The organism is Salinivibrio socompensis S35, assembly GCF_000513715.1.
Lineage (GTDB): Bacteria > Pseudomonadota > Gammaproteobacteria > Enterobacterales > Vibrionaceae > Salinivibrio > Salinivibrio socompensis.
This window is the reverse complement of record NZ_AQOD01000221.1, coordinates 1-1,637: the sequence shown is the minus strand read 5'-3', so window position 1 is coordinate 1,637 and position 1,637 is coordinate 1. Positions and strand designations below refer to the sequence as shown.

4 protein-coding genes and 1 pseudogene are annotated in these 1,637 nt (G+C 47.0%); all 5 read left to right on the top strand.

What is annotated here, in order from left to right; genetic code table 11:
• Window positions 1-210: RHS repeat-associated core domain-containing protein (locus DZ54_RS25655; RefSeq protein WP_240474074.1), on the top strand; the 210-nt coding region annotated here is incomplete at its 5' end.
• A 98-nt stretch (window positions 211-308) separates the two neighbouring features.
• Window positions 309-596, top strand: coding sequence for an HNH/endonuclease VII fold putative polymorphic toxin (locus DZ54_RS25650; protein WP_240474073.1), 288 nt, complete (start codon window positions 309-311; stop codon window positions 594-596).
• 3 nt (window positions 597-599) lie between these two features.
• Complete coding sequence (locus DZ54_RS0117150; RefSeq protein WP_025675444.1) at window positions 600-983, top strand: Imm50 family immunity protein; 384 nt, start codon at window positions 600-602, stop codon at window positions 981-983.
• Between the two features lie 190 nt (window positions 984-1,173).
• Window positions 1,174-1,539: pseudogene (locus DZ54_RS22975) on the top strand (RHS repeat domain-containing protein); the annotation flags it as partial.
• Window positions 1,540-1,637: hypothetical protein (locus DZ54_RS27700; protein ID WP_476707459.1), on the top strand; the 98-nt coding region annotated here is incomplete at its 3' end. It abuts the pseudogene before it with no gap.

Below are 1,637 nucleotides of genomic sequence, written 5' to 3'. Positions count from 1 at the left end.
CGCTGGCAACGACGCGAAGAAGCGGCCAACGACAGTATACAGTGTGATCTTCGCTACCAAGGACAACTCGAAGACCCAGAATCGGGCCTTTACTATAACGTAAACCGTTATTACGATGCAGACAGTGGCCAGTATCTTAGCCCAGACCCAATAGGGTTTGCGGGAGGATTAAGGCCACAGGCGTATGTTGCCAACCACTGGAGTGGGTAGATCCGTTAGGGCTGGCGGGGTGTAATAACAGCCGAAAAGGAGCATTTAAGCAGGCTAAAAGGGACGCAGGTATCCCTACAAGCCAAAACCCTGATAAAGTGTTTAATGAAAAAACTGGATTTATGAGCCAATATAACCAAGTGAAAATGACAGATTCGTCTGGAAGCCCTATTTTAGGTGAAAATGGTAAGCCAATTTGGACTAGAGAGTATCAGTTTACTAGAGGCGATGGTTCGAAGGTAGTTATTCAGGATCACTCCGCTGGCCATTATTACGGTGAAAACGGAATTGGTGATCAAGGTGCTCACTTTAATGTTCGACCAATAGAAAACACAAGAACAGGTAAAGTGGCTGGAACTTTACCTCATTATGATTTTAAAAGGTGATCGATGTACTGGAATGAACTAGATGGATCAACATTATTAGGCAAAGTTTTTTCATATCCTGTTAAGGTTGATAAGGTTGAACTTGTGGAAGTCAGTATTAAGCGAGATGGGCCGACAGTATTAATACGATTTGATTTAGTAGGGAAGATTCCCGATCGCCCACCAAAAAAATGGGGGGAGTTCAACTGTTGTCAGTGTGGAATTAACTGCAGTGGAGTTTATGACCTTATGGTAAAAAACGTTAGTAGGAAAATGGTTTGCGATATAGTAATAGATGCTAGTGAGCACAGAAAAGTTCATTTAGTTAGTGAAGATAGAAGTGTTGAGGTGTCCTTTTTCTGTGAGCACATTCAGTTTATGGGGCCAAGTGTCTATTTAAATGAGTAAAAGCCCAATATATCATTAAGTTGTGGAGTCTGTATTAGCGATAAAGTACAACTTTCTAAGTGCTATCAAAATGATTTTGCAAGCCGTGGTTGACGTTTCGCCACAGCAATACTAATAGAAACGCCGCCATGACCGCGCCGGGCGTGTATTAGAAACCGGCCGTTTTCGTTATCGCTATGATGTCTGCGGCCGCGTGATTGAAAAGACCGAGAACAAAACGGGCTATCGGCCACAGGTAACGCGGTTTAGCTGGAACGCGGATGACCGTTTAACCCACATTGAACTGCCCAACGGCACGCGGTATCGCTACCGCTACGACCCCTTTGGGCGACGCATCGCCAAAGAATGTGCGCACAGCCAAACACAGACTCAGTACCTGTGGGACGGCGCGCACATTGTGCAGCAACAACAGGCCACCGCTGATGGGCAAGTTCTGCAGCAAACCGAATACCTCTACGAGCCCGGCAGCTTCCGCCCGATGGCGCAAGTGACCCACCATGAGCAAGGCAGCGAGCTGCATTACATCGTGACCGACCACGCGGGCACACCCCAAGAGTTGTGTAATGAACAAGGTGATATTGTCTGGCGGGGAGAGCAAGCGCTATGGGGTCATTATCACGGGCAATCACAACGCCACTGGCAACGACGCGAAGA

What these genes read in the sequence shown, in the direction of transcription:
- DZ54_RS0117150 (WP_025675444.1), top strand. Translation starts at nt 600, where the DNA reads ATGTACTGGAATGAACTAGATGGATCAACATTATTAGGCAAAGTTTTT.